Origin of the sequence: Pseudomonas sp. SMV71 (assembly GCF_052042015.1) — a bacterium.
GTDB lineage: Bacteria > Pseudomonadota > Gammaproteobacteria > Pseudomonadales > Pseudomonadaceae > Aquipseudomonas.
The window spans coordinates 284,833-307,226 of sequence record NZ_JBKGGU010000003.1; the positions used below are offsets into that span (position 1 = coordinate 284,833).

The 22,394-nt window shown below is 61.5% G+C and carries 21 protein-coding genes; 14 read left to right on the forward strand and 7 right to left on the reverse strand.

Features of this window, described 5'->3' with window-relative positions:
• Positions 1-251 precede the first annotated feature (251 nt).
• From ACLEJQ_RS04340 to mqo, 7 genes are all read left to right on the forward strand, one after another.
• A complete protein-coding gene (locus ACLEJQ_RS04340; RefSeq protein WP_440792514.1) occupies positions 252-2,027 on the forward strand; it encodes a PQQ-dependent methanol/ethanol family dehydrogenase in 1,776 nt (591 codons plus the stop codon).
• A 300-nt stretch (positions 2,028-2,327) separates the two neighbouring features.
• On the forward strand, positions 2,328-3,848 hold the full coding sequence (exaC, locus tag ACLEJQ_RS04345) for an acetaldehyde dehydrogenase ExaC (RefSeq protein ID WP_440792516.1): 1,521 nt from the start codon (positions 2,328-2,330) through the stop codon (positions 3,846-3,848).
• A gap of 232 nt (positions 3,849-4,080) precedes the next feature.
• Positions 4,081-4,152, forward strand: a complete 72-nt coding sequence (gene pqqA, locus ACLEJQ_RS04350) for a pyrroloquinoline quinone precursor peptide PqqA (RefSeq protein ID WP_003243383.1) — start codon at positions 4,081-4,083, stop codon at positions 4,150-4,152.
• Positions 4,153-4,260: 108 nt separating this feature from the next.
• Positions 4,261-5,412: an alcohol dehydrogenase-like regulatory protein ErcA gene (gene ercA, locus ACLEJQ_RS04355; protein ID WP_440792518.1), complete on the forward strand. Its 1,152-nt coding sequence runs from the start codon at positions 4,261-4,263 to the stop codon at positions 5,410-5,412.
• Positions 5,396-6,766, forward strand: coding sequence for an ATP-binding response regulator (locus ACLEJQ_RS04360; protein ID WP_440792519.1), 1,371 nt, complete (start codon positions 5,396-5,398; stop codon positions 6,764-6,766). Before ercA ends, ACLEJQ_RS04360 begins: the two co-directional genes overlap by 17 nt.
• Before the next feature lie 224 nt (positions 6,767-6,990).
• The gene (locus tag ACLEJQ_RS04365) at positions 6,991-8,196 is read left to right on the forward strand and encodes a DUF1624 domain-containing protein (protein ID WP_440792521.1); all 1,206 of its coding nucleotides are present in this window, start codon (positions 6,991-6,993) and stop codon (positions 8,194-8,196) included.
• Between the two features lie 350 nt (positions 8,197-8,546).
• Positions 8,547-10,190 (forward strand): malate dehydrogenase (quinone), encoded by a 1,644-nt coding sequence (gene mqo / locus ACLEJQ_RS04370; RefSeq protein ID WP_440792523.1) that lies wholly within the window; start codon positions 8,547-8,549, stop codon positions 10,188-10,190.
• Positions 10,191-10,370: 180 nt separating this feature from the next.
• On the opposite strand, the gene ACLEJQ_RS04375 is transcribed toward mqo, so the two are convergent.
• Complete coding sequence (locus tag ACLEJQ_RS04375; RefSeq protein WP_440792525.1) at positions 10,371-10,820, reverse strand: Rrf2 family transcriptional regulator; 450 nt, start codon at positions 10,818-10,820, stop codon at positions 10,371-10,373.
• Positions 10,821-10,953: 133 nt separating this feature from the next.
• Between ACLEJQ_RS04375 and ACLEJQ_RS04380 the strand changes: the two genes are divergently transcribed.
• Entirely contained in the window at positions 10,954-11,850 is an 897-nt protein-coding gene (locus ACLEJQ_RS04380; protein WP_440792527.1) for an NAD(P)/FAD-dependent oxidoreductase, read from the forward strand.
• Between the two features lie 54 nt (positions 11,851-11,904).
• Here the strand turns inward: ACLEJQ_RS04380 and ACLEJQ_RS04385 are convergent, their stop codons facing one another.
• Both ACLEJQ_RS04385 and ACLEJQ_RS04390 read right to left on the reverse strand, forming a co-directional pair.
• Positions 11,905-12,756, reverse strand: coding sequence for a CAP domain-containing protein (locus ACLEJQ_RS04385; RefSeq protein WP_440792529.1), 852 nt, complete (start codon positions 12,754-12,756; stop codon positions 11,905-11,907).
• Between the two features lie 811 nt (positions 12,757-13,567).
• Entirely contained in the window at positions 13,568-13,885 is a 318-nt protein-coding gene (locus tag ACLEJQ_RS04390) for a DUF883 family protein (RefSeq protein ID WP_440792531.1), read from the reverse strand.
• A gap of 157 nt (positions 13,886-14,042) precedes the next feature.
• Here ACLEJQ_RS04390 and ACLEJQ_RS04395 point away from each other — a divergent pair, with 157 nt between their 5' ends.
• Positions 14,043-14,297: a hypothetical protein gene (locus ACLEJQ_RS04395; RefSeq protein WP_440792533.1), complete on the forward strand. Its 255-nt coding sequence runs from the start codon at positions 14,043-14,045 to the stop codon at positions 14,295-14,297.
• 4 nt (positions 14,298-14,301) lie between these two features.
• On the opposite strand, the gene ACLEJQ_RS04400 is transcribed toward ACLEJQ_RS04395, so the two are convergent.
• Positions 14,302-15,210: a LysR substrate-binding domain-containing protein gene (locus ACLEJQ_RS04400; protein WP_440792614.1), complete on the reverse strand. Its 909-nt coding sequence runs from the start codon at positions 15,208-15,210 to the stop codon at positions 14,302-14,304.
• 85 nt (positions 15,211-15,295) lie between these two features.
• Here ACLEJQ_RS04400 and ACLEJQ_RS04405 point away from each other — a divergent pair, with 85 nt between their 5' ends.
• Positions 15,296-16,219 carry a carbon-nitrogen hydrolase family protein gene (locus ACLEJQ_RS04405; RefSeq protein WP_440792535.1) on the forward strand — a complete coding sequence of 308 codons (924 nt, stop codon included), beginning with the start codon at positions 15,296-15,298 and terminating at the stop codon, positions 16,217-16,219.
• Here ACLEJQ_RS04405 and ACLEJQ_RS04410 read toward each other — a convergent pair.
• Positions 16,209-16,679, reverse strand: coding sequence for an LEA type 2 family protein (locus ACLEJQ_RS04410; RefSeq protein WP_440792537.1), 471 nt, complete (start codon positions 16,677-16,679; stop codon positions 16,209-16,211). The genes ACLEJQ_RS04405 and ACLEJQ_RS04410 overlap by 11 nt on opposite strands.
• A gap of 263 nt (positions 16,680-16,942) precedes the next feature.
• Here ACLEJQ_RS04410 and ACLEJQ_RS04415 point away from each other — a divergent pair, with 263 nt between their 5' ends.
• From ACLEJQ_RS04415 to ACLEJQ_RS04430, 4 genes are all read left to right on the forward strand, one after another.
• Positions 16,943-17,659, forward strand: coding sequence for a helix-turn-helix transcriptional regulator (locus ACLEJQ_RS04415; RefSeq protein WP_440792539.1), 717 nt, complete (start codon positions 16,943-16,945; stop codon positions 17,657-17,659).
• A 51-nt stretch (positions 17,660-17,710) separates the two neighbouring features.
• Complete coding sequence (locus ACLEJQ_RS04420; protein ID WP_440792541.1) at positions 17,711-18,052, forward strand: nuclear transport factor 2 family protein; 342 nt, start codon at positions 17,711-17,713, stop codon at positions 18,050-18,052.
• 260 nt (positions 18,053-18,312) lie between these two features.
• Complete coding sequence (zapE, locus tag ACLEJQ_RS04425) at positions 18,313-19,434, forward strand: cell division protein ZapE (RefSeq protein ID WP_440792543.1); 1,122 nt, start codon at positions 18,313-18,315, stop codon at positions 19,432-19,434.
• A 53-nt stretch (positions 19,435-19,487) separates the two neighbouring features.
• Complete coding sequence (locus tag ACLEJQ_RS04430) at positions 19,488-19,982, forward strand: GNAT family N-acetyltransferase (RefSeq protein ID WP_440792545.1); 495 nt, start codon at positions 19,488-19,490, stop codon at positions 19,980-19,982.
• 53 nt (positions 19,983-20,035) lie between these two features.
• Here the strand turns inward: ACLEJQ_RS04430 and ACLEJQ_RS04435 are convergent, their stop codons facing one another.
• Positions 20,036-21,775: a phosphoethanolamine transferase CptA gene (locus tag ACLEJQ_RS04435; RefSeq protein ID WP_440792547.1), complete on the reverse strand. Its 1,740-nt coding sequence runs from the start codon at positions 21,773-21,775 to the stop codon at positions 20,036-20,038.
• Between the two features lie 366 nt (positions 21,776-22,141).
• Positions 22,142-22,315: a DUF6026 family protein gene (locus ACLEJQ_RS04440; RefSeq protein WP_440792548.1), complete on the reverse strand. Its 174-nt coding sequence runs from the start codon at positions 22,313-22,315 to the stop codon at positions 22,142-22,144.
• Between the last annotated feature and the right edge of the window lie 79 nt (positions 22,316-22,394).

The window sequence follows — 22,394 nt, forward strand, 5'->3', positions numbered from 1 at the left end:
CGGGGTGCGAAGCGCCCCCATCCAGACTCAACGCGCCCTGCCTGATTCACCGAGGCGCCTGGCCTTGGGGCTGCTTCGCAGCCCAGCGGGAGCAAGCTCCCTCGCCACAGGGGGGCGGCGAACTTCATGTGTACCAAGGAACTAGAAAACTCAACACAGCGGGCAATTGTTGACGATGGCCCCGAGGCCAAGAATCTGCGCCAGACCGGGAAAATTTCCCGGGTATAACAATAATCGCAGAGGTAGCCGTCATGACTCATCCCGCACGTCGCCAGCCCTTCGCCGTGAGCCTGCTGCTCAGTGCCATGCTGCTGTCCGGTTCGGCCCTGGCCGCCGTGACCGATCAGGAAATCCTCCAGGACCCCAAGAACCCGCAACAGGTCGTGACCAACGGCCTCGGCGTCCAGGGCCAGCGCTACAGCCCGCTCGACGCGCTCAACGTCGATAACGTCAAGGATTTGCGTCCAGTCTGGGCGTTTTCCTTCGGCGGCGAGAAACAACGCGGCCAGCAAGCCCAGCCCATGATCAAGGACGGGGTGATGTACCTCACCGGGTCCTATTCACGGGTGTTTGCCGTGGATGCGCGCACCGGCAAGAAACTCTGGCAGTACGATGCGCGCCTGCCCGATGACATCCGCCCTTGCTGCGACGTGATCAACCGTGGCGTGGCGCTGTATGGCGACCTGGTGTTCTTCGGCACCCTCGACGCCAAGCTGGTGGCCTTGAACAAGGACACCGGCAAGGTGGTGTGGAGCAAGAAGGTCGCCGACCACAAGGAAGGCTATTCCATCAGCGCCGCGCCGCTGATCGTTAACGGCAAGCTGATCACCGGGGTGGCCGGTGGCGAGTTCGGCGTGGTCGGGCAGATCAGCGCCTTTGATCCGAAGAACGGCGAACTGCTCTGGACCCGCCCGACCGTCGAAGGGCACATGGGCTACGTCTACAAGAACGGTAAGGCGATCGAGAACGGTATTTCCGGCGGGGAGGCCGGCAAGACCTGGCCCGGCGATCTCTGGAAAACCGGCGGTGCCGCGCCTTGGCTGGGCGGCTACTACGACCCGGAAACCAACCTGCTGCTGTTCGGCACCGGTAACCCGGCGCCGTGGAACTCCCACCTGCGCCCTGGCGACAACCTCTATTCATCGTCACGCCTGGCCCTGAACCCGGACGACGGCAGCATCAAATGGCACTTCCAGAGCACGCCCCACGACGGCTGGGACTATGACGGCGTCAACGAACTGATCTCGTTCAACTACAAGGACGGTGGCAAGGACATCAAGGCGGCGGCCACCGCCGACCGTAACGGCTTCTTCTATGTGCTCGACCGCACCAACGGCAAGTTCATCCGTGGCTTCCCGTTTGTCGACAAGATCACCTGGGCCACGGGCTTGGACAAGGACGGGCGGCCGATCTACAACGAGGCGAGCCGTCCAGGGGCGCCGGGCGGCGAGGCGAAGGGCAGTTCGGTGTTCGTCGCACCGGCGTTCCTCGGTGCGAAGAACTGGATGCCGATGGCCTACAACCAGGACACCGGGTTGTTCTATGTGCCGTCCAACGAGTGGGGCATGGACATCTGGAACGAAGGCATCGCCTACAAGAAAGGCGCGGCGTTCCTCGGTGCCGGGTTCACCATCAAGCCGCTGAACGAAGATTACATCGGCGTGCTGCGGGCCATTGACCCCAAGACCGGCAAGGAGGTCTGGCGCCACAAGAACTTCGCGCCGCTGTGGGGCGGGGTGCTGACCACCAAGGGCAACCTGGTGTTCACCGGCACGCCTGAAGGCTTCCTGCAGGCTTTCAACGCCAAGACCGGGGAAAAGGTCTGGGAATTCCAGACCGGTTCCGGCGTGCTCGGCTCGCCCATCACCTGGGAAATGGACGGCGAGCAGTACGTGTCGGTCGTCTCCGGCTGGGGCGGCGCGGTGCCGCTGTGGGGTGGAGAGGTGGCCAAGCGCGTGAAGGACTTCAACCAGGGCGGGATGCTGTGGACGTTCAAGCTGCCGAAAGAACTTGTCGCCAAACGTTGAAACCTGCGTTTACCCGTGGCGAGGGAGCTTGCTCCCGCTGGAGGGCGAAGCCCTCCCGGAAACGGTGCCTCGGTTCTGAGTAAACCCTGGTTTGCCGGACGGGTGACTGCTTCGCAGCCGAGCGGGAGCAAGCTCCCTCGCCACAAATATACCTATTCGAGCCGGCATTGCTGACTCGAAACCTACGACCAAATAACGAGAGCCCCTCCTGCCAACGACGCATTCGTCAGGCAAGCGGGGCTCTCTACCATCGGCCTATCGCCTGTCCCGCGACAGGCATCGACCAGGCAGAGGCCCATCATGATCTACGCACAACCCGGAACCCCAGGCGCCGTCGTTTCCTTCAAACCGCGCTATGGCAATTTCATCGGCGGTGAGTTCGTCACACCGGTCAATGGCGAGTACTTCACCAACACTTCCCCAGTCAACGGCGAGGTGATCGCTCAATTCCCACGCTCCAACGCCGCCGACATTGACAAGGCACTGGACGCTGCCCATGCGGCCGCCGATGCCTGGGGCAAGACCTCGGTGCAGGAACGGGCCCTGGTGCTGTTGAAAATCGCCGATCGCATCGAACAGAACCTCGAACTGCTGGCCGTCAGCGAGACCTGGGACAACGGCAAGGCTGTACGCGAAACCCTCAATGCGGACGTGCCGCTGTCGGCTGACCATTTCCGCTATTTCGCTGGCTGCATCCGCGCCCAGGAAGGCGGCGCCGCCGAGATTAACGAGCTGACCACCGCCTATCATTTCCACGAGCCGCTGGGGGTGGTCGGGCAGATCATCCCATGGAACTTCCCGCTGCTGATGGCCGCCTGGAAACTCGCGCCAGCGCTGGCCGCCGGTAACTGCATCGTGCTCAAGCCGGCGGAACAGACTCCGCTATCGATCACTATTTTCGCCGAGCTGATCGCCGACCTGCTGCCGGCCGGGGTCCTGAACATCGTCCACGGTTTCGGTCGCGAAGCCGGTGAGGCACTGGCCACCAGCAAGCGCATCGCCAAGATCGCTTTCACCGGTTCCACCCCAGTCGGTTCGCATATCATGAAGTGCGCGGCGGAGAACATCATTCCGTCCACCGTGGAGCTGGGCGGCAAGTCGCCGAACATCTTCTTCGAGGACATCATGCAGGCCGAACCGGCGTTCATCGAAAAGGCCGCCGAAGGCCTGGTCCTGGCGTTCTTCAACCAGGGCGAAGTCTGCACCTGTCCGTCCCGCGCCCTGGTGCAGGAATCGATCTATGATGAATTCATGCAAGTGGTGATGAAGAAGATCGAGCAGATCAAACGTGGCGACCCGCTGGACACCGACACCATGGTCGGCGCCCAGGCGTCCGAGCAGCAATACGACAAGATTCTTTCCTACCTGGAGATTGCCCGCCAGGAAGGCGCCGAACTGCTGACCGGCGGCGCGGCCGAGCGCCTGGAAGGGGACTTGTCCAGCGGCTACTACATCCAGCCGACCTTGCTCAAGGGACATAACAAGATGCGGGTGTTCCAGGAAGAAATCTTCGGTCCGGTGGTGGGTGTGACCACCTTCAAGGACGAAGCCGAAGCCCTGGCGATCGCTAACGACACCGAGTTCGGCCTCGGCGCCGGTCTGTGGACCCGCGACATCAACCGCGCCTACCGCATGGGCCGGGCGATCAAGGCCGGCCGCGTGTGGACCAACTGCTACCACCTGTACCCGGCCCACGCCGCGTTTGGTGGCTACAAGAAGTCCGGCGTCGGTCGTGAAACCCACAAGATGATGCTCGACCACTACCAGCAGACCAAGAACCTGCTGGTGAGCTACGACGTCAATCCGCTGGGGTTCTTCTAGTAAACCCTGTGGGAGCGGGCTTGCCCGCGAAGGCGTAAGTAGATTCAGCACTTCTGCAAGCTGAACCACCGCCTTCGCGAGCAAGCCCGCTCCCACATTTGAGTGTTGTGTGATGCCCGAAATCGCTACCAACGCACCCCACCCACCGCTTCGAAAGTAGCATTCGAGCCTCGCGCTCCCCATGCATTAATGACCCTGCCGGAATCGCCCGGTACAAGAAGAGGAAAGACCCATGTGGACTAAACCCGCGTACACCGACCTGCGTATCGGCTTTGAAGTGACGATGTACTTCGCCAACCGATGAGCGGCAGCCCGGTCCGGTGCGTCTGGGCCGGGCTACCCATTGGTCTGATTGCATTAACGGCGGGATGCTTTAGGCTCAGGGTATTTCACAATAAGAACAGGCTTACCGATGAGCCCGCTGCGCAAGTTCGTTTCCCCTGAAATCATGTTCGGTGCCGGTTGCCGGCACAACGTCGGCAATTACGCCAAGACTTTCGGCGCACGCAAGGTGCTGATCGTCACCGACCCCGGGGTCATCGCGGCCGGTTGGGTGGGCGATGTCGAAGCCAGTCTCCAGGCCCAGGCCATCGACTACTGCATTTACAGCGCCGTCTCGCCCAACCCTCGGGTCGAGGAAGTGATGCTCGGTGCCGAGCTGTACCGGGAAAATCATTGCGATGTGATCGTCGCGGTCGGTGGCGGCAGCCCGATGGATTGCGGCAAAGGCATCGGTATCGTGGTGGCCCATGGTCGCAGCATCCTCGAGTTCGAAGGCGTCGACACGCTGCATGTGCCCAGTCCGCCGCTGATCCTGATTCCCACCACGGCCGGTACTTCAGCCGACGTCTCGCAGTTCGTGATCATTTCCAATCAGCAGGAGCGCATGAAGTTTTCCATCGTCAGCAAGGCCGCGGTGCCGGATGTGTCGCTGATCGACCCGGAAACCACCTTGAGCATGGACCCGTTCCTGTCCGCCTGTACCGGCATCGATGCGTTGGTGCATGCCATCGAGGCCTTCGTCTCCACCGGGCACGGCCCGTTGACCGATCCCCATGCATTGGAGGCGATGCGCCTGATCAACAATAACCTGGTGCAGATGATCGCCAATCCCGGTGATGTGGCCCTGCGCGAGAAGATCATGCTCGGCAGCATGCAGGCCGGGCTGGCCTTTTCCAATGCGATCCTTGGCGCAGTGCATGCGATGTCCCACAGCCTGGGCGGCTTCCTGGACTTGCCCCATGGCCTGTGCAACGCGGTGCTGGTGGAGCACGTGGTGGCGTTCAACTACACCTCGGCGCCGGAGCGCTTCAAGGTGATTGCCGAGACGCTGGGCATCGACTGCCGGGGGCTCAATCATCCGCAGATCCGCACGCGGCTGGTGGAGCACCTGATTGCTCTCAAACACACCATCGGCTTCCATGAAACCCTGGGCCTGCATGGGGTGAGCACCTCGGATATTCCCTTCCTGTCGCAACATGCGATGCATGACCCGTGCATCCTCACCAACCCTCGTGAATCGAGCCAGCGCGATGTCGAGGTCGTCTATGGCGAAGCCCTCTGACGAACAGCAAACAGCCTTGGCCGGTTTGCTGGGGCTGGGCAATCACTCGACACGCAAGAGCCATTACCCGGAGCTGGCGGCGCGCCTGGCGGAACTGGAACAGGCCCGGCAACGCTTGCAGCAGCTCAACGACCAGTTGGAGCAGCGCGTGGCCGAGCGCACCGATGCGCTGCTGGAGGCCAACCACAACCTGCAACAACAGATCGCCCGGCGTGAATTGATCGAGCAACAGTTGCGCGACGCCCGGGACGCCGCCCAGGCCGCCAATCGCAGCAAGGACAAGTACCTGGCCGCCGCCAGCCACGACCTGCTGCAACCGCTCAACGCCGCACGCTTGCTGATTGCCACGCTGCGCGAGCGCCAACTCCCTGCCGCCGAGCACGTGCTGGTGGAGCGCACCCACCAGGCCTTGGAGGGGGCCGAAGACCTGCTCACCGATTTGCTGGACATTTCCCGGCTCGACCAGGCCGCCGTCAGGCCCGACGTGGCCCCGTATCGACTCGATGAACTGCTCGCGCCGCTGGTCTCGGAGTTTCAAACGGTGGCGGGCGCCGCAGGCTTGGCGTTGCGGGTGCGTTTCGTCGATGCAGCGGTCGCGACCGACTTGCGCCTGTTGACCCGTATCCTGCGCAACCTGCTCAGCAACGCCTGCCGCTACACCGACCGGGGCGGCATCCTGCTGGCCGCACGGCGCCGGGGAGGGCGGGTCAGCCTGGAAGTCTGGGACACCGGGCGCGGCATCGCCGCCGATTGCCTGGAGTCGATATTCCTCGAATTCAACCAACTGGACGTCGGCCGGGCGGCTGATCGCAAAGGTGTGGGCTTGGGCCTGGCGATTGTCGAGCGCATCGCTCACATCCTCGGCTACCGGGTCCAGGTCCGTTCCCGGCCCGGACGCGGCTCGGTGTTCAGCATCGAGGTGCCGTTGTCCGCCGAACGCCCCTTGCCGGTCTCACACACGCCGGTACAGGCGGTGGCCGGCAACCCGTTGCCGGGCCGCCGGTTGCTGGTGATCGACAATGAGCTGAGCATTCTGCAAAGCATGGCCGCGCTGTTGGGGCAATGGGGCTGCGAGGTGTTGACGGCCACTGACGAGGCGGGCGCCTTCGATGCGCTGCAAGGCCAGGCGCCGGAGCTGATCCTGGCGGACTTCCACCTCGACCATGGTGTGGTCGGCTGTGAAGTGGTGAGGCATCTGCGCGAGCATTTCCAGCAGTCGATTCCGGCCGTGATCATCACCGCCGACCGCAGCGACCAGTGTCGCCGCGCCTTGCGCAAGCTGAATGCGCCGTTGCTCAACAAGCCGGTCAAGCCCGGCAAGTTGCGAGCGGTGTTGAGCCAGTTGCTCGGCTAGCGCGCGGTGTACTCATTCCCTGCGATGGCTCCCTGTAGGAGCGAGCTTGCTCGCGAAAGCGGAGGGTCGGCCGGCACGAGCCTGAGTGAACCGTCGTCTTCGCAAGCAGGCCCGTGCCCACCGTGAAGGGTCTATTCGTCGCGGTGTTTTATGTTATGTTATCCGCTTTCTTTTGACAGGAATTCTCATTCCTTGTCTTATACGGATCCCCGACGAGTATTGCCATGAGCCTCTCTTCCCCTGTGACGAGCCTGTCCGGCGTCGCCGCGCCCACCCTTGCCACGAGCCTCGCCAAAACCCATGTGCGCATGCTGGCCATCGATGCCCTGCGAGGGTTCGTGATGTTGCTGATGCTGGTCGACCATGTTCGCGAAACGTTCTTGCTGCACCGGCAGGTCAGCGACCCGATCGATGCACTGAGTGTCACCCCGGATCTGTTCTTCACCCGGCTGCTCAGCACGCTCTGTGCACCGGTGTTCATCTTCCTCACCGGGTTGTCGGCTTGGCTCTACAGCCAGAAGCACACGGCTGCTGAAACTTCGATGTTCCTGTTCAAGCGCGGGCTGTTCCTGGTGGTGCTGGAACTCACGTTCGTGTGTTTCGCCTGGACCGCCGAGTTCCCCCCCAAAACCTTGTGGCTGCAGGTGATCTGGTGCATCGGCATTTGCATGATTGCCCTGGCCATGCTGTTGCACTTGAAGCACAGTTGGCTGGTCGTCATCGGCATTGCGATTGTCGCCGGCCACAACCTGCTGGACGGCATCGTGCTGGCACCTGACTCGCCGTTCTTCGTGCCCTGGTCGATCCTGCACCAGCGGGCATTCATCGATCTCACCGAATTCACCCGCGCCCGCACCACTTACCCGGTGCTGCCCTGGATCGGCGTGATCCTGCTGGGCTGGGCCATCGGACCATGGTTTGCCCGGCAGGTGGACCCCGCCGTGCGAGTGCGGCGGTTGTTGCAGGTGGGCATCGGCTTGCTGGTGGCGTTCGTCGTCATCCGCTACCTGAACGTCTATGGCGACAAGCCCTGGGTGCAGACCGGCGATGCGCTGCGCACCGCCATGAGTTTCCTGAGTGCGACGAAGTACCCGCCATCATTGATGTTCCTGCTGCCGACGCTTGGAGTTGGCCTGATCCTGTTGGCACTGTTCGAGAAGGCCCAGGCTCGGAGCACCATCCCCTTGCTGGCGGTCTACGGCGGCGCTCCGATGTTTTTCTACCTGTTGCATCTCTACGTGCTCAAGGCCCTGTACCTGGTAGCGGTTGCTCTCTGGGGCACCAACCAGGGGGCGTATTTCGGTTTCGACCATTTGCCCCTGGTGTGGGTATGGAGCGTGCTGTTGGGCGTGGCCCTGTTCTTCCCGACCCGCTGGTTCGCCGGTCTGAAGCAACGGCGACGGGACATCGCGCTGCTCAAGTATTTCTGATCAGAGCCAATAAAACGCCGTCATCTGGCCGGCGTTTTTCGTCCGTAATGTAAAAAGATGCTTCGGTCTGCTTATTTCATTATGTAAACTCCCCCCGCTGCGACAATCGGGCACGGTCAAACCAGACCCGAGCACAACCGTTTTGCAGTGTCCCTCACTCAGCTGAAGCCAAGACCTACAAGAAGTCAGCGCCGGAGAGACATAAATCTGAGGCCGACCTTTTGCTCGGTCCTGTAGGTCCTTCCACCCATCCTTTCGATCCCACCATGCGGGCACTGCCAGCCATGGGCGTGGTCTACGATTGAACAGGACCGGTGGACGGAATGGCGTTCCATCCTAGGGATACACACATGTTGAAGAAAACACACACGGCGCTATTGGGCCTGGCGATGGCGATGGGTCTTGCGACCACGCACGCCGCCGAGGCTAAAAAAGTCGACGTCCTGCTCATCGGTGGGGGCATCATGAGCTCGACACTCGGCGTCTGGCTCAATGAGCTGGAGCCGGGCTGGACCATGGAAATGGTCGAGCGCCTGGACGGTGTTGCCGAAGAAAGCTCCAACGGCTGGAATAACGCCGGTACCGGTCACTCTGCGCTGGCCGAGCTGAACTACACGCCGGAAGACAAGAACGGCAAGGTCGATATCTCCAAGGCCATCGAAATCAACGAAGCCTTCCAGATCTCCCGTCAGTTCTGGTCCTGGCAGGTCAAGAACGGCGTGCTGAAGAATCCACGTTCGTTCATCAATTCCACGCCGCACATGAGTTTTCTGTGGGGCGACGAGAACATCGCGTTCCTGAAGAAGCGCTACGAAGCCCTCCAGGCCAGCCCGCTGTTCGCCGGCATGCAGTATTCCGAAGATCCTGCGCAAATCAGCAAGTGGGTTCCGCTGATGATGCAAGGGCGTGATCCGAGCCAGAAGGTCGCAGCCACCTGGAGTCCACTGGGTACCGACGTCAACTTCGGCGAAATCACCCGCCAGTTTGCCGCTTACCTGCAAACCAAGCCGAACTTCTCGCTGAAACTGTCCAGCGAAGTGGAAGACATCACCCGCAACGAAGACGGCACCTGGCGCGTTTCGTACAAGAACCTGAAAGACGGTACCGAAACCGAGACCGACGCCAAGTTCGTCTTCATCGGCGCCGGCGGCGGTGCCTTGCACCTGCTGCAGAAGTCCGACATTCCGGAAGCCCGGGAATACGCAGGTTTCCCAGTTGGCGGCTCGTTCCTCGTCACCGAGAACCCGACCGTTGCTCAACTTCACCTGGCCAAGGCCTATGGCAAGGCATCGGTTGGCGCACCGCCGATGTCGGTTCCGCACCTGGACACCCGCGTGCTCGATGGCAAGCGTGTGATCCTGTTTGGCCCGTTCGCCACCTTCTCGACCAAGTTCCTGAAGAACGGCTCGTACTTCGATCTGCTGACCAGCACCACCACTCATAACGTGTGGCCGATGACCAAGGTCGGTATCGAACAGTATCCGTTGGTGGAATACCTGGCCGGCCAGCTGATGCTGTCGGACGAAGACCGCTTCAACGCCCTGAAGGAATACTTCCCTGAAGCGAAGCAGGAAGACTGGCGTCTGTGGCAGGCCGGCCAGCGTGTGCAGATCATCAAGCGTGACGAAGAGAAGGGCGGCGTGCTGAAACTCGGCACCGAAGTCGTCGCTTCCCAGGACGGCAGCATCGCCGGTCTGCTGGGTGCTTCGCCAGGCGCCTCGACCGCCGCGCCAATCATGCTGACCGTGCTTGAGAAGGTCTTCAAGGACAAAGTCGCCAGCCCGGCCTGGCAGGAAAAACTGCACCAGATCGTGCCGAGCTATGGCACCAAGCTCAACGACAGCCCTGAGCGCGTGGCTCAGGAGTGGGCTTACACCAGCCAGGTCCTGCAACTGGACCCGCCACCGGCGATCGGCAAGCCAGGTACCCCCGCGGCACCGGCCCAGCCGGAAGCGGCCCGTGAAAGCAACCCGGCGGCTGACATGGCGCTGTAAAAGCCGGACGTTGTCTGGCGAGGTACAAGAACGCCGCTCATTGAGCGGCGTTTTTTTTGATTGCATCAAGACCTGCAAACAATCGACCCGTATGGGAGCCTCTGTGCAAGCTGAGCCAGCGCTTTTGCGAGCAGGCTCGCTCCACAGTGGCTGCGGATCACAGATTTCTTGTCAACCAAGTCAGTGGTGAGTTCCCGTCGTGGGAAGCTCCCGGAACCGCTGGTCAAAATCCTCCGCCAATTGCGCCAGGGTAATGCTGCCCAACCGCTTGAGCAGCAGCGCTTGGGCTTCATCGAACGCCTCCGTCAGTACCGCGTTCACCGCTTGTTCTACAAGGCATTGCGGGTGGTCGGTGGACAGGCCGATGGAGAAGATCGACGTGCTGCCCAACGCTTGGTGAATGTCCAGCAAGGTCATGTCTGACAGGGGTTTGGTCAGGGCCCAGCCGCCTCGATGGCCTTTCTCAGACGTGACGTAACCGTGTTCCTTGAGCAATGCCATGGTCCGCCGGACGACCACCGGGTTGGTGCCCAGCATCTGGGCGATGGTATCGGAGGTCGCGGATTGTTGATGGCGATCCATGTGGATCAGCACATGAAGCATGCGAGACAGGCGGGTGTCGGTTCTCATGATTGGCGCAAGATTCGGTGGTTAGGACCGAAAAAGTATCGCCTGTAATCGCAAAAGTTACGAGACCGTTGACACCGACTTTTCAAGAAACTTACGATGTGTCGAGACTTTCATGCACCCAGGGAGTTCGACCATGCACTACGACGTTATCATCGCGGGCGGCAGCTATGCCGGCATGTCCGCAGCCCTGCAACTGGCTCGGGCCCGGCGCAAAGTGCTGGTGATCGATGCGGGCCAGCGGCGCAACCGTTTCGCGGCCACCTCCCACGGTTTTCTCGGGCAAGACGGCCGTGCGCCTGATGACATTGCAGAGGATGCCCGCCGCCAGCTCATGGCTTATCCGACCGTCCATTGGCTATCGGACAGCGCACTCGAGGCCGTCCATGAGGCGGGCGGTTTCAGCGTTGAAGTCGCCGGCGGCGAGCGGCACAGCGCTCGGCGCCTGCTGTTGGCAACCGGCGTGATCGATGATTTGCCGGCGGTAGAAGGGCTGGCTGAGCGTTGGGGTAAAAGCGTTTTTCACTGTCCTTACTGCCACGGTTATGAACTGGCGCAAGGGCCGATTGGTGTGCTGGCGACCTCGGAAATGTCGCTGCACCACGCCCTGATGCTTCCAGATTGGGGTCCGACCACGTTTTTCACCCAGGGCGTGTTCGAGCCCGACGCTGAGCAACGGCTGAGCCTGGCGCAACGCGGTGTGACGCTGGTGCCGGAGCGGGTCGTGCGCATCGAAGGCGAGCGAGCCGATGTAGTGCTGGCCGATGGACGCGTGATGGGTATTGACGGCCTGTTTGTCCTACCGCGCACCCGGGTGTCGGGTTCACTGGCGATGTCCTTGGGCTGTGCCTTTGAAGACGGGCCACTCGGAGCGTTCATCCAGACCGAGACGATGACCCGTGAGACCAGTGTGCCGGGGGTGTTTGCCTGCGGCGATGCGGCCATGCCGTTCGGCTCGGTGGCGTTGGCCGTCGGTGACGGGGTGCGTGCAGCGTCGGGTGTGCATCGATCGTTGATTTTCACGAAGCAATGAGTGCAGGGCCGACAGGCTGCCCAGCGGATCAATCCCCTCGCCGCAAGCTTGGGGTCACTGCGTGCCGAACATCGCCGTCCAATAGATCCCCGCATCGCTTTTCGGGTCTGTCGCGTAACCGGCACCCAGTTCGCGGAACTGCGGGTTCATCAGGTTCGCGCAGTGGCCTGGGCTGGCGAGCCAGCCGTCCACGACCTTGAGTGCGGTGTCCTGGCCGGCGGCGATGTTTTCACCGATCAACTGGCCCAGGTAGCCGGCCAGTTCGGCACGGTCGCCCGGCATGCGGTTGTCGCGGTCCTTGTGGTCGAAGAAGTTATTGTTGGCCATGGCTCGGGTGTGGTTCACCGCCGCGAGTGCCAGTGTCGCATTCCAGGTCAGCGGGGTGGTGGCCGCGAAGGCTTCAGTGCCGCAGCGACGGGGCTGGGCGCGGGCACTGTTGATGAGTTTCAGCAGTTTCTGGCCTTCGGCTTGCCAGTCACCCAGGCGAGCCGACAGCAATGGCCGCGCCACCACAATGCGCCATTCGCGGTCCAGGCGACTGACGCCGATGTCGACGAACTGCGGGTCCAGCACCACTTGGCAAAAACTTTCCTGGATGGCTTTCATCGCCCCCTGCGCGTCTCGCGGCCCCGACAGGCTGATGGCCTGAACGTTGACCATCGGGTAAGCCGCCCGCGCCAAGGCCTGTTGCAGGTCGCCGATCCCCGTGGCCGAGAGAATCAACCGGGTATCCATTGCCAGCGGTGGCAGCTCCAGCGAAGCCTGGCCGGCGCAGCTTTGGGATTGGCTGCGGTAAAGGTTGATGGACTCGACCAGTTGCGTCTCTTCGGTGGCGCTGGCATTGGCGGCGAACACCAGCCCCAGCGACAGCACGGCAAGACGCATGACGGATGAAATGGCACGCATGTAAATCTCCCTTGAGCGGACGGCGCCTATAATGCGCAATTTTTGCCCGACTGGGGCAATGGTATTCACGCTCTCTTGAAATCCCGCAGGACGGTACGACCAGGTATCGTTCGGGACAATCCTCAAGTAATGGGATCAATTTTCTGGCGAATAGGTCCATCGGCGTCGCTTAAAGGTATAAAGACATCGGTCTTTAGCGCTTTCAGTTAAAGCCAGCGCGTCGGTCGGCCTGACCCAGCCAATCGGGGCATTTGCATACGTGCCGGGCGTCACACGCTCAACGTTTCACGAGCAGGCTCGTTCCCACGATGGATCGGGCACAACCGCAGGACATCGGTCGGCTGTCAGGCCGCCTTCGCGGGCAAGCCCGCTCCCACAGGGTCCAAGTACAACGGGAAGCGCTAAGTCGGCTATGAGGCCGCCTGGCTTTTGCTTTTGCTTTTGCTTTTGCTTTTGCTTTGCTCTTGATCTCAGGCGCCCCGTTAACCACAAGGGCCGAACGCAGGCATTGCGCAGTGGGCATCCCGGCATGGATGCCGGGATAGCCGCGCAGGGCCATGGATGGCCCATCGCGGCGGGCCCACGGAGCAATGCCGGAGTGAGGGAACACCGAGCCTTGGCGAGGTGCCCAGTGGTGGGGCAAGGCGCTTTTGGTTACTTTTGACGCCTTTCAAAAGTAACCCGCCGTAAAGGCGGAACCGTAAGAAGCCGTTACCGCAGCAACGGATATGCACCCGGTCAAAAACCCCATACAACCCGTGAGCCCGCCATCGCGACCAGGCTCGCTCCCACAGCTTGCGCAGGGCACCGCCTAACGTCGACCAAGCAGCAACCCCACCACCAGCCCGAACCCCGCGCTGATCGCCACGGTCTGCCATGGGTGACCACCAATATAGGTTTCGGTCGCATCGACCACCGGACGGGTACGTTCACGGGCGCTGGCAACCGAATCCAGTGCCTGTTGCAGTTTCAAAGAGATCTGCCCACGCAGGTTCTCAGCGTCCTCGCCAACCAATGTCGCGCTGCTCTTGAGCAGTTTCTCCGACTCCTCGATCAATGCCCTCAGTTCACTGAACACCTGATCCTTGATTTGCTCTCCGTTCGCTTGAAGAGTGCTTTTACGCGCCATTGAGTGACTCCTTGTTGATGACCTTGCTCTATGGAGTGCTGCACCGCCTTGAAAGTTGCGAGATGGGCGGCGCAGCAGGGTCGTTTCATAAAACCGGGTTAAGGCTGTGCAATTCAAGGTGTAAGATGGCGGCTATTTACGCAACAGGTAATCCCCCATGAGTTTCAATCTGGCAGACAAGCCCCTGGCCGAGCGCGCTGCGCTGGAAGACGAAAAATCCCGGCTGTTCGAGCTGTGGCAAACCAACCTGGGCAAGGCCAAGGGCGAAGGCGCTCGTTTGTTCGGCGAGCGCTCCAAGCGCAAGGGCAAATGGGCCGAGTGGGTGCGCGCTGAGCTGGATGGTATGTCGCCACCGGAATACGCCAACATGGTGCGCAGTGAGGTCAATCGTCTGATGGCTGCCAACAAATAAGCCGCTACGCGAATGTGGCGACGATAGCCTCACGTACCTTGACCACTGCCGGGTCCATCTGGGTGTGGGTTCGCCAGCCCAGTTCGATGGGGTAGCGTGGTAGCGCCAGGGGGCAGGGCAGCAACGCGAGGCCGCTCAGCGAGGCGATAGCACGGGCGGCGTGCGTCGGGATGGTCGCTACCGCCTGGCTGCCTTTGAGCAGGAACGGCAGCGCAGCGAAGTGAGTGGTCGAGGCGCATACTCGCCGGCTCAAGCCGACAGCGGCCAGCCCTTCGTCCGTGATGCCTATGAAACCGCCCGATGACACCAGCAGATGCTCACGGGCCACGAACGCCTCCAGGCTCAACGTCTGCTCGTTGGGCGAGAGGCTGGCCGGGTCCACCAGACAGGCGTAATCGCCTTCCCCCAGCACTTGGCGGCTGAGTAATCGCTGCGCAAACCCTCCCGCCGTGATCGCCAGGTCGAGGCTGCGCTCTAGCAGCGCCGGCCCGACGATCTGGCTGTGGGTCTGGCGGAAAATCAGCCGCAGGCCCGGCGCCCGACGTGTCACTTCTTCGATCAAGCGGCGCCCGTGGGCGATTTCGAAATCATCCGACAGACCGACGATAACCGAGCGCCCTGTGTAATGGTTGGCGTCCGGATCGACCATTGCCAGGCTCTGGCGACACTTGTCCAGCGCCTCGCTGATCACCGGCTTCAATTGGTTGGCCCGCAACGTCGGCGCCAGGCCGCGGCCGGTGCGCACGAACAGTTGATCGTCATACAGCCCGCGAAGACGACGCAATGCGGCGCTGATGGCCGATTGGGTCACGCCCAGGCGCAACGCGGCGCGGCTGGCACTGGATTCATCGTGCAGCGCTTCGAAGGTCTTGAGCAAGTTGAGGTCGATGTCGGAGATATTCATATGGCTCATATCAGTTAGCAGCATCCAGGGCTTTATTCATGATCGGCCGACGCCTGAGAATCAGCAACACCTGATGATCAAGGAGTTAAATTCCATGCCCAAATCCATTGTCGCTGCCCTGCAGATCGGTTCGTTGCCTGGCGGCACGGCCGAAACCCTGGCGCAGATCCTTTCCTATGAAGACGCCATACGTCAGGCCAATGCTCGATTGGTGGTGATGCCCGAGGCGCTGTTGGGTGGCTATCCCAAGGGTGAAGGTTTTGGGACGCAGTTGGGTTACCGCCTGCCGGAGGGGCGCGAGGCCTTTGCCCGGTATTTCGCCAACGCCATTGATGTCCCCGGTGTTGAAACCGAAGCCCTGGCCGGGCTTTCGGCACGCACCGGGGCGAGCCTGGTGCTGGGTGTCATCGAGCGGGCCGGAAACACGCTTTATTGCACCGCGTTGTATTTCGAACCGGAGGCGGGACTTGTCGCCAGGCATCGCAAGTTGATGCCCACCGGCACCGAGCGGCTGATCTGGGGCAAGGGTGACGGTTCGACCTTGCCGGTCATCGACAGTCAGGTCGGGCGCGTCGGTGCGGCAGTGTGCTGGGAAAACATGATGCCGCTGCTGCGCACCGCAATGTATGCCAAAGGCGTGGATGTCTGGTGCGCGCCAACGGTGGACGAGCGGGAGATGTGGCAGGTGACGATGCGCCATATCGCCCATGAGGGCCGCTGCTTTGTGGTCAGTGCCTGCCAGGTCCAGGCATCGCCCCAGGCGCTGGGCATCGAGGTGGCGAACTGGCCGGCCGAGCGCCCTCTGATTGCCGGTGGCAGCGTGATCGTCGGGCCCATGGGCGATGTGCTCGCCGGGCCGCTGAAGGACACGGCCGGATTGCTCACGGCGCAGATCGATACCGACGAGCTGGTGCGGGCGCGCTACGACTATGACGTGGTCGGGCACTATGCCAGGCCGGACATCTTCGAGCTGGTGGTGGACGAGCGGGCCAAGCCTGGGGTGCGCTTCACCAGGTAGCTGGGGAGCGCTGTAAATCGAGCGTTCCTCGGTCGACGAAACGCATTGTTCCGAACAAACCACCGGCGAGCTTGCCCTTGAGTACATAGGGCAGCCCGTCCAGGCTCTGGGTCTGGCTCAGGCCCAGGGTCTGGCGCAGCACGGAAAAGGCCGAAATACTCACGGGGATGCTGACTATCGCTTCGGAATACCGTGGGATCGAGCCGGTCTGGTCGCTGACCCCGGAGGCCAACGGGCGGCCATTGACCTCCAGGTCCAATGCCACGCCGTTGTAGTCGATGCTGGTTTCGTTGGGGTTCTGCAACCGCAGTTTCACCGCAAAGCGCATCTCCAGTTCCTGGCTGGGCAACGGTTCGATACCGACCACGTTGATGTTCAGCGGATCCCGATGAGGGAAGAGGGCGCAGGCGCTGAGGCTCGCCAGCATCAGGAACAGGGAGAAGCCGAGGATTTTGCGCATGGATATTCTCTCAGGAAAATAAAGGCAGGATACCAATCTCTGTGGCGAGGGAGCTTGCTCCCGCTCGGCTGCGCAGCAGCCGTCTCGATAAGCAGAGGCTGCTTCGCCCGAGTGCGGACCGGCCCAGCGGGAGCAAGCTCCCTCGCCACAAGCGCGCAGGTCAATAAATAGGGGCGCTGCATGTATAGCCCGACAAGCTCCTGCCAATTTCTGACACCAACCTCTGCTAATCTGCGTCAACTTTTTCGCCTGGATTGTCCATCGTGTCCCGTACCACTCGGCTGCTCACTTTGTTGCAAGTCCTGCGGGGCAAGCGCTGCCCGGTTACCGCCGCAACACTGGCGGCGGAGCTGGGCGTGTCGGAGCGTACCTTGTACCGCGACATCGCCGAACTCACGGCCCTCGGCGCGCCGATCCAGGGCGAGGCGGGCATTGGCTATGTGCTGCGCAGTGGACTATTCCTGCCGCCCTTGATGTTCACGGCCGATGAAATCGAGGCCATCGTGCTGGGCTTGCGCTATGTCGATCAACGCGCAGACGAGGTATTGGGCAAGGCGGCCGCCGACGCGTTGGCAAAAGTTGCGGCGGTGTTGGCGCCGGACCTGGGAGACGCCTTGCGCAACCCTACGGTGCTGCCGGGACCGCCGGGTTATGGCTATCCGCGCAACACGGTAGAACTCAACGTGTACCGCCAGGCGATTCGCACGCAAGCCAAGCTGCGCATCGATTACGCCGACGTGAACCAGACCCCGAGCCAACGCCTGATCTGGCCGCTGGCCCTGGGCTTCTTCAACGAGGCGCGGGTGGTGGTGGCCTGGTGCGAATTGCGCGGCGCCTATCGAACCTTTCGCACCGACCGCATCGGGGCCGCCGTCGAGCAGGGCGAGCGGTATCCGGGCAGGCGCAGTGACCTGCTGCGGGCCTGGTTCAAGCTGATGCAGCTGGATGAAACGGGGCGTTTTACTCCTGACAAAAACTGACACAACGCTGTTTTAGCATGGTGCCAGATCGATAAAACAAGGAGCCGTACCATGTCCAACCCCGTCTCTTCCCTGGCCCCGGCCATCGCCGGCTACATCGAGGCCGCCAATGCCCGTGACAGTTCGGCGGCGACGCGTTTCTTCGCTGAAAATGCCAACGTGTTCGATGAAGGCCAGCACCGTGTCGGCACCCAGGCCATCGCCCAATGGATGGACGACACCGCCCGACGCTATCAGCCCCGGGTCCAGGTGCTCAATGTGCAGCAACGCACCGGCAAGGTACTGGTCCACAATCTGATCTCCGGCACGTTCCCCGGCAGTCCGCTGGAGTTGCGCTACACCTTCCGGCTTGATGAGCAGGGGAAGATCAGTCGGTTGGATATCTCGATTTAGGCCTGCCTGGCACAAAATTTATGTGGCAGAAGCGCTTTCTTTGGCAAAAGGTGATTCCTGTGGCGAGGGAGCTTGCTCCCGCCGGGCCGGGCTGGCGTACCTGTGCGCGCCAACCGTCTCGATAAGCAGGGTTGCTTCGCAACCCAGCGGGAGCAAGCTCCCTCGCCACGGGGTTTGCGTGAATCATCAGAGCGGTGATCAAGCCTGCGATGCCGTCGACATGGCATACTCCCTGCCTTCGTTTTCCGGATCCGGGCCGTATGACTTTCGACTCCCCCCTGAGTGCCTGGCAGCATGCCATCGAACATCACGGCTTCGTCCAGGACGAGGCCCAGGAGCTGGCGATCCTGTCCCTGGAGCAATGTCACAAGGCGCTGCACGAGGGCCGCAAATCCATCAAGGGCGTCTATCTCTGGGGCCCGGTGGGGCGGGGCAAGACCTGGCTCATGGATCGTTTCTACGAAAGCCTCAAAGTGCCGGCTCGGCGTCAGCACTTCCATCACTTCATGGCCTGGGTGCATCAGCGCTCGTTCCAGCTCACTGGCACTCCCGACCCTTTGAAGGCCCTGGCCCGGGAGCTGAGTGCCGAGGTTCGGGTGCTGTGTTTCGACGAGTTGTTCGTCACCGACATCGGCGATGCGATCATCCTCAGCCGCCTTTTCCAGGTGATGTTCGAGCAGGGCATGGTGATGGTCAGCACGTCCAACCTGCCGCCGGAAGAGCTCTACGCCAACGGCCATAACCGTGAGCGCTTCCTGCCCACCATCACCGCGATCCAGCAGCATATGCAGGTGGTGCCGGTGAACGGCTGGCAGGACCATCGTCAGCATCCGGGGGCGTTGCAGCAGCGCTATTGGGTGCGCGGTCCCGAACAGCCCGAGCCGTTGGCTGGCGTCTTCGCCCAGCTCACTGCCGGGCAGCAACCGGGCAGCGGGCCGATCCAGGTCGGTCACCGCTTGTTGGAACCCGTGCAGGTTACGGACACGGTACTCTGGAGTCGTTATCAGGACCTTTGCGAACAGCCTTTCTCCGCTCTGGATTTCATGGCCCTGTGTGACCGTTTCAGCGTGATCCTGCTCGGTGAAGTGCCCAGTCTGAGCGCGGAGCAACGCGAGGGTCGGATTACCCGTGGCACCGAAGACGGTGTCGAGCGGGTCGAGGCCGGGGACCGCGAATTGCCGCAATTGTCGGTCCACGATGATGGCGTGCGTCGGTTCATCGCCCTGGTCGACGAATGCTATGACCGCAAGGTTCCGCTGTACCTGTCGGCCCAGGTGCCGATGGACGAGCTGTACACCGAGGGCTATCTGCAATTTCCGTTTCGCCGTACCCTCAGTCGCCTTCAGGAAATGCAGATGCAACGTTTTGGTCAGCCCGGCTGACCGGTATCCCGCCGACGGCCGCGAGTCGTCGGTATCAACGAAGTGAGATGGTCATGGAAGAAGCCAAGGACATTCTGGTATTGCAAGCCAGCTACACCAACCCGGTCCACGCCGAAGCGATCTGTCATGTGCTCAATGGCTATGCCGAGGACCCGATGGGCGGCGGTCATCCGCTGCCTGCCGAGGTACTGCTGCATCTGCCCGAAGAACTGGCCAAGCGCCCCCATGCGTTCAGCGTATTGGCATTCGTCAACGGTGAGCCGGCGGGGCTGGTGAACTGTTTCGAGGGCTTCTCCACGTTTGCCTGCCGGCCGCTGGTGAATGTCCATGACGTGGCGGTAATGAAAGATTTTCGAGGGCTTGGGTTGAGCCAGAAGATGCTGCAGAAGGTCGAGGACATCGCTCGTCAACGTGGTTGCTGCAAGATCACCCTGGAAGTGCTTGAGGGCAACGCCGTGGCCCAGGCCAGCTATGCCAAGTTCGGCTTTGCCGCCGGCATGCTCGATCCAGACCACGGCCGCATGCTGTTCTGGACCAAGCCGCTGTAGGCTGGAGGGCTCTCTGAAACCGTGGCGAGGGAAGCTTGCTCCCTCGCCACGGTTTATTTCTGCACCACGGTCGTCGTCGGTGGCTTGGGTTTGATCAGGCTGAAGTCGATCAGGCCCTTGTGCTGGTTTTCATAAGGATTGCCGATCAGCAGCGGCCGGGCCTTGAACTCATCGCTGACCAGGCTCTTGCTGCGATCGAGTTCATCGAAACTCAGGCCCGCCATGTCGGCCCAAGTGTGGATCAGATGAGAGCTGCTGTAGGGCCTGGACAGGTCGCCGATGAAATCCCAGTCGTGGTTTTCGCGCCATTTGGGGGAAGCCCAGGCCATGAACGGAATGGTGTACATCGGCGCGGTCGGTTTGCCTTCGTTGCGGCCCAGGGTGCCATGGCCCTGAGAATCGAAGACATCTTCGCCATGGTCCGAAAGGTACAGCAGAAAGCCGTTGGGATCGCTCTTGGCGTAGTCCTTGATCAGGCTGGATACCACGAAATCGTTGTACAGCACCGCATTGTCGTAACTGTTGTAGGTCGGCAGTTGATCGTCACGAATGCCCGGTGGGACACCCTGGCGGTCGGTGAATTTGTCGAAGGTCGGCGGATAGCGGTACTGATAGCTCATGTGGGTGCCCAACAGGTGCACCACGATCAGCTTGCGCGGCGCGCTGTCGGCCAGGGCCTTGTTGAAGGGTTCGATCACGTCGCCGTCATACTGGGCCGCATTCTGGTTGCGGTTGTTGTTCAGGTACACCTGCTCGTCGGCCTGTTGGGAAAAGGTCGTGAGCATGGTGTTGCGCTTGGTCATGGTCTGCTGGTTGGTGATCCAGAACGTCTTGTAGCCGGCCTGTTTCATCATGCTCACCAGCGACGGTGTGCTCAGGTACAGATCAGGGTGCTCTTCATCGGCGAACGTCAAGACCTGTTGCAGCGCTTCGATGGTGTATGGGCGCGGGGTGATGACATTGTCGAACACCGATAGCTGATCCCGGAGCTTGTCCAGTTCGGGCGTGGTTTCCCTTGGGTAACCGTACAGGCTCATGCGCTGGCGATTGGTGGACTCGCCGATCACCAATACCAGGGTGGCCGGCTGGTTGGCCATGTCATCCTTGAGGTTGCGCAGGGGCGAGATTTTGCTGGCGCTGTGGAGCATGCCCTGCATGTTTTCCAGCTGTTCGCCGTAGCGACGATAGGCCACCACCATTTGCCACGGCACGGCGGGCTCGATGCGATCCTCGAATTTTTCCAGGGCGCCGGCAAGACTGCCGGTGCGCTGGGTCTGTTTGATCAACGGGTAACCGACCACGGCCACGACGATGGCGAGGGCGGCGACCAGCGCCTGGCCGCGGGGCAGGTAAACCGGCCGCAGGCGGGTCCAGAGCCAGTAGCCGATGGCGGTGTGGGCCAGGAACGCCGCGACCATCCACCAGGCAAAGTACTGCGTCAGGTACTCACCCGCTTCAGCCACGTTCGATTCGAACATGATGAAGATGACGCTCTGGGAGAATTCCTGCTGGTAAATGAAGAAATAGCCCAGGCTGGCCATGGAGCAGGCCCACAGCACCACGCCGATCAAGGCGGCAAGCAGGCGTGTCCGGGTGGGGAAGAGCAGCATTGGTGCCAGCCACAGCGCACTCATCACGAAGGCCTGGCGGAATCCGGTGAAACCGGAAGTATCACTGACCAGGATGAGCAGTTGGGTGATGCCGGAGAAATACCAGAAGAATAGAAACAGCCAGCCGAACCCGGCCCAATCGAAACCTTTCGCAGTCGTTTTGCTGCGTTTGAACAGACTCATCAAGCGCTCCAGCCTTAGTCGAGGCAGCTGCTGTCAGCTCAGTGGCGACCGCAGGCGTGCGTCGAGCAACCTTAAAGGCGCGGAGTATCGCGGCTAAGGTGTGAAAACTTTGTGAGTTTTTCGGTGACAAAACGACAGGAAAAGAAAGACTTGCCTGGCAAATCAAGTACAGGAGCAAAAGCTTTGTGGCGAGGGCGCTTGCTCCCGCTCGGTGGCGCAGCAACCGTAAAATCTGCGAAGACGCTGCGCCCGAACGCGGACCGGCCCAGCGGGAGCAAGCTCCCTCGCCACGGGAATTTCTGAAGTCTTGGGGAAGTGACAGCGTTCACGCCGATGCCACTTCCGGATGCAGCGCTGCCGGAGCGCTTACCGAGCCAGGGCCTGGCCCTGATGGGACAGCTGGGAATGCTGCAGCTGCATGCGCAACTGCGTCACTTCATCAAGCAGGAGATCGCGCTCTTCCTTCAGAAGGCGCAATTCGTCGCGACGAATGGTCACATAAAGGGTTTGGGGAGGACGTGCGGTAACGACAGGGCCCATTGCTCACCTCGCAAATGGCGTACATCAACTATAGAGATGTCGCCAGTATTTGGTCGACACCTCTACTATCGGCGCCAAT

Coding starts and splice junctions, on each gene's coding strand:
- ACLEJQ_RS04340 (WP_440792514.1), top strand. CDS start 252: ATGACTCATCCCGCACGTCGCCAGCCCTTCGCCGTGAGCCTGCTGCTC.
- exaC (WP_440792516.1), top strand. CDS start 2,328: ATGATCTACGCACAACCCGGAACCCCAGGCGCCGTCGTTTCCTTCAAA.
- ercA (WP_440792518.1), top strand. CDS start 4,261: ATGAGCCCGCTGCGCAAGTTCGTTTCCCCTGAAATCATGTTCGGTGCC.
- ACLEJQ_RS04360 (WP_440792519.1), top strand. CDS start 5,396: ATGGCGAAGCCCTCTGACGAACAGCAAACAGCCTTGGCCGGTTTGCTG.
- ACLEJQ_RS04365 (WP_440792521.1), top strand. CDS start 6,991: ATGAGCCTCTCTTCCCCTGTGACGAGCCTGTCCGGCGTCGCCGCGCCC.
- mqo (WP_440792523.1), top strand. CDS start 8,547: ATGTTGAAGAAAACACACACGGCGCTATTGGGCCTGGCGATGGCGATG.
- ACLEJQ_RS04375 (WP_440792525.1), bottom strand. CDS start 10,820: ATGAGAACCGACACCCGCCTGTCTCGCATGCTTCATGTGCTGATCCAC.
- ACLEJQ_RS04380 (WP_440792527.1), top strand. CDS start 10,954: ATGCACTACGACGTTATCATCGCGGGCGGCAGCTATGCCGGCATGTCC.
- ACLEJQ_RS04385 (WP_440792529.1), bottom strand. CDS start 12,756: ATGCGTGCCATTTCATCCGTCATGCGTCTTGCCGTGCTGTCGCTGGGG.
- ACLEJQ_RS04390 (WP_440792531.1), bottom strand. CDS start 13,885: ATGGCGCGTAAAAGCACTCTTCAAGCGAACGGAGAGCAAATCAAGGAT.
- ACLEJQ_RS04395 (WP_440792533.1), top strand. CDS start 14,043: ATGAGTTTCAATCTGGCAGACAAGCCCCTGGCCGAGCGCGCTGCGCTG.
- ACLEJQ_RS04400 (WP_440792614.1), bottom strand. CDS start 15,210: ATGAGCCATATGAATATCTCCGACATCGACCTCAACTTGCTCAAGACC.
- ACLEJQ_RS04405 (WP_440792535.1), top strand. CDS start 15,296: ATGCCCAAATCCATTGTCGCTGCCCTGCAGATCGGTTCGTTGCCTGGC.
- ACLEJQ_RS04410 (WP_440792537.1), bottom strand. CDS start 16,679: ATGCGCAAAATCCTCGGCTTCTCCCTGTTCCTGATGCTGGCGAGCCTC.
- ACLEJQ_RS04420 (WP_440792541.1), top strand. CDS start 17,711: ATGTCCAACCCCGTCTCTTCCCTGGCCCCGGCCATCGCCGGCTACATC.
- zapE (WP_440792543.1), top strand. CDS start 18,313: ATGACTTTCGACTCCCCCCTGAGTGCCTGGCAGCATGCCATCGAACAT.
- ACLEJQ_RS04430 (WP_440792545.1), top strand. CDS start 19,488: ATGGAAGAAGCCAAGGACATTCTGGTATTGCAAGCCAGCTACACCAAC.
- ACLEJQ_RS04435 (WP_440792547.1), bottom strand. CDS start 21,775: ATGAGTCTGTTCAAACGCAGCAAAACGACTGCGAAAGGTTTCGATTGG.
- ACLEJQ_RS04440 (WP_440792548.1), bottom strand. CDS start 22,315: ATGGGCCCTGTCGTTACCGCACGTCCTCCCCAAACCCTTTATGTGACC.